The sequence below is a fragment of the Paenirhodobacter sp. genome (genome assembly GCF_050177655.1).
Classification (GTDB): Bacteria; Pseudomonadota; Alphaproteobacteria; order Rhodobacterales; family Rhodobacteraceae; genus Rhodobacter.
The window spans coordinates 1-8,098 of sequence record NZ_JBFXGV010000072.1 but is presented as its reverse complement, the minus strand read 5'-3'; the positions used below and the strand labels follow the sequence as shown (position 1 = coordinate 8,098).

General features: G+C 67.5%; 7 protein-coding genes. 3 read left to right on the top strand and 4 right to left on the bottom strand.

Going from position 1 to position 8,098, the window contains the following annotated elements:
* On the top strand, positions 1 to 1,961 hold a 1,961-nt coding region (locus AB7U46_RS16970; protein ID WP_428338170.1), incomplete at its 5' end, for a hypothetical protein.
* Positions 1,962 to 2,039: 78 nt separating this feature from the next.
* On the opposite strand, the gene AB7U46_RS16965 is transcribed toward AB7U46_RS16970, so the two are convergent.
* From AB7U46_RS16965 to AB7U46_RS16955, 3 genes are read right to left on the bottom strand one after another with little or no spacing between them, the layout of a single operon-like run.
* Positions 2,040 to 2,273, bottom strand: coding sequence for a DUF2842 domain-containing protein (locus AB7U46_RS16965; RefSeq protein ID WP_428338169.1), 234 nt, complete (start codon positions 2,271 to 2,273; stop codon positions 2,040 to 2,042).
* Positions 2,251 to 2,862 carry an NAD(P)H-dependent oxidoreductase gene (locus AB7U46_RS16960; protein ID WP_428338168.1) on the bottom strand — a complete coding sequence of 204 codons (612 nt, stop codon included), beginning with the start codon at positions 2,860 to 2,862 and terminating at the stop codon, positions 2,251 to 2,253. Before AB7U46_RS16960 ends, AB7U46_RS16965 begins: the two co-directional genes overlap by 23 nt.
* A gap of 19 nt (positions 2,863 to 2,881) precedes the next feature.
* Positions 2,882 to 4,180 (bottom strand): adenylosuccinate synthase, encoded by a 1,299-nt coding sequence (locus AB7U46_RS16955; RefSeq protein ID WP_428338167.1) that lies wholly within the window; start codon positions 4,178 to 4,180, stop codon positions 2,882 to 2,884.
* 184 nt (positions 4,181 to 4,364) lie between these two features.
* On the opposite strand from AB7U46_RS16955, the gene secG reads away from it, so the two are divergent.
* Together secG and AB7U46_RS16945 are read left to right on the top strand one after the other, a co-directional pair.
* Positions 4,365 to 4,766 (top strand): preprotein translocase subunit SecG, encoded by a 402-nt coding sequence (secG, locus tag AB7U46_RS16950; protein WP_428338166.1) that lies wholly within the window; start codon positions 4,365 to 4,367, stop codon positions 4,764 to 4,766.
* A 175-nt stretch (positions 4,767 to 4,941) separates the two neighbouring features.
* Complete coding sequence (locus tag AB7U46_RS16945; RefSeq protein WP_428338165.1) at positions 4,942 to 6,585, top strand: CTP synthase; 1,644 nt, start codon at positions 4,942 to 4,944, stop codon at positions 6,583 to 6,585.
* 157 nt (positions 6,586 to 6,742) lie between these two features.
* Here the strand turns inward: AB7U46_RS16945 and AB7U46_RS16940 are convergent, their stop codons facing one another.
* On the bottom strand, positions 6,743 to 7,168 hold the full coding sequence (locus AB7U46_RS16940; protein WP_428338164.1) for a hypothetical protein: 426 nt from the start codon (positions 7,166 to 7,168) through the stop codon (positions 6,743 to 6,745).
* Positions 7,169 to 8,098: the final 930 nt, after the last annotated feature.

Genomic DNA, 8,098 nt, shown 5'->3' with positions numbered 1-8,098 from the left:
AATCCGAGGAAGCGGAGGAGGCCGCGTCTGAGCCCGCCCCCTCCGAACCCGTGGCCCCCGAACCCGAGGCCCGTGCCGAGGCGGAGGATGACGCCGAGGAGGCGAGCGCCGCCGCCGAGGATCGCGCCGAGGAGCCGGAAGCGCTGAGCGCCGACGCGATCGCGGCCGAGGACGAGGCGCTCGACCGTCTCGAAGCGCGCCGCCGCCGCCGCGCCGAGCGCCGCGCCGCCCGCGCCGCCGAGGAGGCTCAGGCCGCCGAGGAGGCCGCAGCGCAGGCAGCGACCGAGGAAGCGGCGCGCATCGCCGAGGAGGCCGAGGAGGCCGCCCGCGCCGAGGCCGAAGCCGCCGAGCGCGCCGCCGAGGCGCAGGCGAAAGCCGAAGCGGAGGCCCGGGAAGCCGCCGAGGCCGCGGCCCGCGCGGAAGCGGAAGCGGCCGCCCGCGCCGCCGAAGCGGAAGCGAAGGCGCAGGCCGAAGCCGAAGCCGCGGCCAAGGCCGCCGAAGAGGCTCAGGCCGAAGCCGAGCCCGAGACCCCCGCGCTGCCCGTCGCCGAACAGCCGCGCCCGACGATCCGCGCCCGCGTGATCAAGGTGCGCCGCGCCGACGCGCTGCGCCTGACCGCCGCCGAAGTGCCCGCCGCGCCGAACGACTCGGGCCTGACCCCGGAACAGGAAGCCGAGCTGCTGGCCGAACTGGCGATGCTCGAAGGCGAGGACGAGGACGCCCCCGTCCTGGAAACCGTCGCCGAAACCGCCGCGGTCGCGGAGGAGCCCGCCGCGAGCACCGAGGAGTTCGACATCGAGGCCTTTGCCGCGGCCCAGGCCGAGGCGGAGCAGATCGAGGCGCCGGAACCCGCCGCGCTGCGCGAGATGCTGGAAGATGACGAGATCGCCGCGCTGATCGCCGCGCAGCAGGCCCCGGAAGCGGCGGCCGCGATGGCGGAGCCCGTCGCGGAAGAGACCGTCGCGGAAGAGCCGGTGGAAGAGGAAGCGATCCTCGAAGCGGTGCCCGCGGAAGAGCCGGTCGAGGCACCGTTCGTCGCGGAAGAACCTGTCGCGGAAGAGATCGTCGCCGAGGAACCCGCCGAAGAGACCGTAGCCGAGGTCGCGGAACAGCCCGCGGCGGAGATCGCTATCGAAATCGCCGAGGAGATCGAGGAAGAGGCGCCCGCCGAACCGGTCGCCGCGCGCCGCCCGGAGGTGCATCTGACCGGTGCCGCCCGGCCGAGCCAGCCGCCGCCGCTGCCGGAAACCGATCTCTCGCGGCTGATGGACAAGGCCGACGCCCAGCTTTCGGGCAGCGAGAACCGCCGCCGGATCTCGGCGATCGCGCATCTCAAGGCCGCCGTCGCCGCCACCGTCGCCGACCGCCGCGCCGGCGCCAGTGCCGCGCCCGAGGACGAGACGCGCCCCTATCGCGAGGATCTGACCCATGCGGTGCGCCCGCGCCGCCCCGTCAGCGCCGCCCATGCCGCGACGCCGCGCCCAACCCCGGTCGAGGCGCGCCCGGCGCCGCTCGTGCTCGTCTCCGAGCAGCGCGTCGACCGCAACCCGACCGAGGCCCAGGTGCAGGCCGCCGCGATCCGCCCGCGCCGGATTTCCGCCGCGCAGATCCATCACGAGGAGATCGAGGGCTTCGACGCCGAGGAGGCCACGCCCGAGGCGCCGATGAACCCCGCCGAGGCCGCGAGCTTTGCCGAATTCGCCGAAAGCCTCGGCACCCAGGGCCTGTCGGACCTGCTCGAGGCCGCCGCCGCCTATACCGCGCAGATCGAGGGCCGGCCGCATTTCTCGCCGCCGCAGATCATGCGCAAGCTCTCCGCGATCGGCCCCGAGGGCGATTTCAGCCGCGAGGACCGGCTGCGCGTCTTTGGCAAGCTGCTGCGCCAGGGCAAGATCGCCAAGGTGAAACGCGGCCAATACGCGATCACCGAGGCCTCGCAATATTACGGCAAGCGTGCGTGACGATCGACCGGTTGTAGACAGCGAAACGGAGGGGCCCTGCCCCTCCGTTCTCGTTTCGGCACGGCCGAAAGCGCGGGATCACTCGCGCGGCGCGTCGGGATCGGGCTGACCCACGCCAAGGAAGATCGGCTTCAGCGGCAAGGCCCAGAGAAAACCAAGCCCGACATAGATGACGAGCGCCCCCCACCAGGGCAGCATGCCCCAGCGCGCCTCGGCCCAGTTCACCACGCTCACCGCGACGACGATATAAAGTGGCAGGCCGATAACCAGCGCAAGGATCGACAGGCGTTTACGGGTCTTGTAGGGCAGCATGTCTCGCTCCGCGTCGCAGGCCCGGGGCGCTTTGCGCGGCACGCGCCACGCGCGCCTCCCACCGGGGCAGATTGCGCTCGGCCCCGCCACGCCGGGTGGGCCCGAACAGGAAGGCCCGCACCGGTTTGAACCCGACGAAGCCCAGAACTTGATGGCGCATCCGATGCACGATCGGGGCCCGCCATGCAAGCCGCAACCACAAGGGCGGCGTGTCCATCGTGATCAAGAGATCCGCCGAGCGCCCGGCCAGCCCACGCTCCCACCACGGGTCGTCGCGGTGATAGGCGAAGGCGCGCTGCGGCAGGAAGAGCCGCTCGAAAAGCCCCGAAAGCCGCGCGGGCGTATCCCCCCACCAGAGCGGAAAGGCCAGCACGAGGTGATCGGCCGCCCAGATCCGCTGCCAGAGATCGGCAAGGTCCGGCTCCCACTCCGGCACCGCGGCATAGCTGCGGATCGCGGTCTCGGCAAAGGCAAGATCGGCAAGCGCGACCCGGTCGGTCACGCCGGGAAGCCCCGCCTGATAGATGTCGAGCAGATGCGACGACAACGCCCCTGCCCGCGGATGACCATCGAGCAGAAGCGTGCGCATCGGTCAGTCCTCGAAAGGATCAATCCTCGAAGGGATCGGTGACCAGAATGGTATCATCGCGCTCGGGCGAGGTCGAGAGCATGGCGACCGGGCACTGGATCAGCTCCTCGATGCGGCGCACGTATTTCACCGCGGCACCCGGCAGATCGTTCCACGATCGCGCGCCGGCGGTCGATTCGGACCAGCCTTCGAGCTCTTCGTAGATCGGTTTCGCCTTTGCCTGCAGCGCCGCCTGCGTCGGCAGATAGTCGTAACGCACGCCATCGACGTCATAGGCCACGCAGATCTTCAGCGTCTCGAAGCCGTCGAGCACGTCGAGCTTGGTCAGCGCGATGCCCTTCATGCCCGAGATCGCGCAGGTCTGGCGCACCAGCACCGCGTCGAACCAGCCGCAGCGGCGCTTGCGCCCGGTGACGGTGCCGAATTCGTGGCCGCGGGTGCCGAGGCGGTCGCCGTCGTCATCCTTCAGCTCGGTCGGGAACGGGCCCTCACCCACGCGGGTGGTATAGGCCTTCACGATGCCGAGCGAATAGTCGACCGCGTTCGGCCCGAGGCCGACGCCCGTCGCCGCCTGCCCCGCGATCACGTTCGAGGAGGTGACGTAAGGATAGGTGCCGAAGTCGATGTCGAGGAGCGAGCCCTGCGCGCCCTCGAAGAGGATCCGCTTGCCGGCCTTGCGCAGCTCGCCCAGGACTTTCCAGACCGGGGCGGCGTATTTCAGGATCTCGGGCGCGATCGCGCGCAGCGCCTCGATCAGCGCCTCGCGGTCGATCGGTTCGAGGCCGAGGCCGGCGCGCAGCGCGTTGTGATGCACGAGCGCACGATCGACGCGGGCGACGAGCGTCTCGTCATCGGCGAGATCGGCGACGCGGATCACCCGGCGGCCGACCTTGTCCTCATAGGCGGGGCCGATGCCGCGCCCGGTGGTGCCGATCTTCGCGTTCGAGCCGGCGGCCTGCGCCTCACGCGCGCGGTCGAGCTCGCCGTGGAAGGGCAGGATCAGCGGCGTGTTCTCCGCCACCATCAGCGTCGCGGGGGTGATTTCCACGCCCTGTTCGCGGATCTTGGCGATCTCGTTCACCAGGTGCCAGGGGTCGAGCACGACGCCGTTGCCGATCACCGAAAGCTTGCCGCCGCGCACCACGCCCGAGGGCAGCGCGTTCAGCTTGTAGACGGTGCCGTCGATGACGAGCGTATGGCCCGCATTGTGACCGCCCTGGAAGCGCGCGATCACATCGGCGCGCTCGCTCAGCCAGTCCACGATCTTGCCCTTGCCCTCGTCGCCCCATTGGGCGCCGACCACCACGACGTTGGCCATCCTGATCTCCTGATGGTTTGCAAACCGTGCGTCATATAGCCCCCTGCGCGCCCGGGGGAAACCGGTTTTTCGGCGCGATTTTCCGCGCCCCGGGCGAGAGGCGGCGCCTGCGCTCGGGAAACGGCTTGCGTGGGCGCGCGTCTGCGCCTAGATAGGCGCGTCGGAAAAAAGAAGGCCCCGTGGCATGCAAAACGTCGTCCTCACCGTCCACCTGATCCTCGCGCTCCTGCTGATCGGCGTGGTGCTGCTGCAGCGCTCGGAGGGCGGTGGTCTCGGCATGGGCTCGACCGGGGGCGTGATGACCGGGCGGCAGGCGGCGAATGCGCTGACCAAGCTGACCTGGATCTTCGCCGCGGGCTTCATCGCCACCTCGGTGACGCTGACCATCCTTTCGGCCCGTCAGGCCGCCGACAGCTCGGTGATCGACCGCGCCACCACGACCGAGGCGCCCGCGACCACCGAAACCGCGCCGGCACCCGCCGACACCACCACGAACCCGCTGCTCGCCACGCCGCCCGCGCCGACCGACGCGCCGGTGACGCCGCCGGCCGCGGATGCGCCGGTCACGCCGCCCGCCTCGAACTGAGGCCGCGGCCCCGGCTTGCACTAGCCTTAGGGCAATCTGTCACAGTTAACCCAATGTTTTGCGGTCCGGTTGCGGGCAGGCCGCGAATCGTGTAAGTATTAAGTCCCGTGGTTCCGGCCATCTCTGGCCGGGCGAATCTAGAGAATTTGCAGAATTTGCCGATCACGGGGGCTTCATGGCACGTTATGTCTTCATCACCGGTGGCGTGGTTTCCTCGCTGGGCAAGGGGCTGGCCTCGGCGGCGCTCGGCGCGCTTTTGCAGGCGCGCGGCTTCTCGGTGCGGCTGCGCAAGCTCGACCCCTATCTGAACGTCGACCCGGGCACGATGTCGCCCTTCGAACATGGCGAGGTCTTCGTCACCGATGACGGCGCCGAGACCGACCTCGACCTCGGCCATTACGAGCGTTTCACCGGGGTGAGCGCGCGCAAGACCGATTCCGTCTCCTCCGGCCGGATCTATTCGAACGTGCTCGAGAAGGAGCGCAAGGGCTCCTACCTCGGCAAGACGATCCAGGTCATTCCCCACGTCACCAACGAGATCAAGGACTGGATCGCGGTGGGCGACGAGGAGGTCGATTTCATGCTCTGCGAGATCGGCGGCACCGTCGGCGACATCGAGGGCCTGCCCTTCTTCGAGGCGATCCGCCAGTTCGCGCAGGAACGCCCGCGCGGGCAGTGCATCTTCATGCACCTCACCCTGCTGCCCTATCTGGCCGCTTCGGGCGAGCTGAAGACGAAGCCGACGCAGCACTCGGTGAAGGAGCTGCGCTCGATCGGGTTGCAGCCCGACGTGCTCGTCTGCCGCTCGGAGCACCCGATCCCGGACAAGGAACGCGCGAAGATCGCGCTTTTCTGCAACGTGCGCCCCGATAGCGTGATCCCGGCCTATGACCTGAAGTCGATCTACGAGGCGCCGCTCGCCTATCACCGCGTCGGCCTCGATCAGGCGGTGCTCGACGCTTTTGGGATCTCGCCCGCGCCGAAGCCCGACATGAGCCGCTGGGAAGACGTGATGGATCGTCTGACCCATGCCGAGGGCGAGGTGAAGGTCGCGATCGTCGGCAAATACGTGCAGCTCGAGGATGCCTACAAGTCGATCGCCGAGGCGCTGACGCATGGCGGCATGGCGAACCGGGTGAAGGTGAAGGCCGAGTGGATCGACGCCGAGATCTTCGAGCACGAAGACCCCGCGCCGCATCTCGAACAGTTCAACGCGATCCTGGTGCCCGGCGGTTTCGGCGAACGCGGCACCGAGGGCAAGATCCGCGCCGCCCAATATGCGCGCGAGAAGAAGATCCCCTATCTCGGCATCTGCCTCGGCATGCAGATGGCGGTGATCGAGGCGGCGCGCGATCTCGCCGGCGTGACCGATGCGGGCTCGGAGGAATTCGACCACGAGGCGGGCAAGAAGCGCTTCACCCCGGTCGTCTACCACCTCAAGGAATGGGTGCAGGGCAACCACCGGGTCGAGCGCAAGGTCGACGACGACAAGGGCGGCACGATGCGCCTGGGCGCCTATTCGGCGGTGCTGAAGGAGGGCTCGAAGATCGCCGAGATCTACGGCACGACGCAGATCGAGGAACGCCACCGCCACCGCTACGAGGTCGACATCAAATATCGCGACAAGCTCGAGGACTGCGGGCTGATCTTTTCGGGCATGTCGCCCGATGGCCGGCTGCCCGAGATCGTCGAGGTGAAGGACCACCCCTGGTTCATCGGCGTGCAGTTCCACCCGGAACTGAAGTCGAAACCCTTCGCGCCGCATCCGCTTTTCGCGGGGCTGGTGAAGGCGGCGAAGGAACAAAGCCGCCTCGTCTGAGCGAGAGACCAGCTTGCGCCCGCTACCGCGGGCGCCCGAGACGGGGCGCATCCGAAAGGATGCGCCCCGTTCCGTTTGCGCGGGAGGGTATTTTCAGGTGAGGGGCGCGCATTGCAGGCCCTGATGACCGGGGCGTCAGCCAGGACTTGGTTGCGGGTCAGCTGTGTGGAACGAAACGTAGCGATACGAGCGTCACCGTCGAAAGTAGGAGTGCAACCAAGGCGCCGGCAAGCGCAGGGTCAGGGACAATGAAAGCGGTGTAAAATATTGAGGCGCAGTCCAGGCTCGCAAGCCACAGAGCAACGCATGAGACGAAGGCGCAGAGGCCGAACACGACCAACTCGACGCGCGCGATGCGACGCCACGCTCTCAAGATCCGAATTGTGAGCGGCAATATGAACAGGGCGAATGCAAACAACATCGCATCATCGTCCGAACCGGAACTCATCAGCTGATTACAGAAAAACGGCCCGCTCGAAGTGCGCGTGGCCAAGCCCGGCGAAAGGCTGCTGTATCCGAATCCGACAACGACCATCACGATCAGTGAGGCGATATAAGCAAAGGAAAGAGCACGACGGGTCATGACGCCGATTGTTAGCCGATACTGCAATGGCAACAAAGGGTTCGAAGCCCGCCTTCGCTGCACCCGCCCGAATGCGAGCGCTGACCTCGCCTCAACGCGCGGCTTTCTTCGTGGCGAAAACACCGGGGGGCGTCAGTCACGACTTGTCGTGGACGCGATGACGGATCTGCTGTGCGGACGAAGCGGGCGTTCCGATAACCGCCGCGCAGGTCAGGTTTCGGCCCGCATGCTCCAGTCCCGCGCTTTGACTTCGAGAGCCTCATCGCGAAGATAGAAATGGAAGTGATGCGACCCAGCCCCTTCCATCGGTGTCCAAGGTGTTGCGTCCAGGTCATCGAAGGTATCGCCTGAGATCTCGTAGAACTCCCCCCACGATGGCGCAAGTTTGCTGAACCGGCACTGCCCGAGATACCATCCATGGTCATTTACGGATGTAACACGGTATTTTGAGCAGTCGAAAAAACTGACAGCTATTCTCGAGACATCCCCATACTCGGGGAAAACGTAGGGGTTAGGCCTTACGCTGGCCACGAGGGTCGTGCCTTCTTGTTTGAGTTGGATGTCTGGCGCGTTAGGTTCCGCGTTCCAGCCAAAATTGAGGTGCGTGAAAGTCGGCATCGTCATCAAAGGCCCAAAACTCATCGACCATCAGCCCTTTAGCAGACGTTCACGTCCTACGCAGCATCCATCCGCAATGGGCTCGAAGCCCGCCTTCGCTGCCCCCGCCCGAATGCCAGCTCTGACTTCGCCTCAACGCGCGGCTTTCTTCTTGGCGAAAATACTCCGGGGGGCTCCGCAGGAGCGGGGGCAGCGCCCCCTCCGCCCTCACCCCTCCTCGACCCGCAAGGCGCCTACAAGCCAGGGCGCCTCGGCCAGCGCCGGGGCGACGATGCGCTCGGAGAGAAGCGCGCGCAGACGCGCCGCCACCTC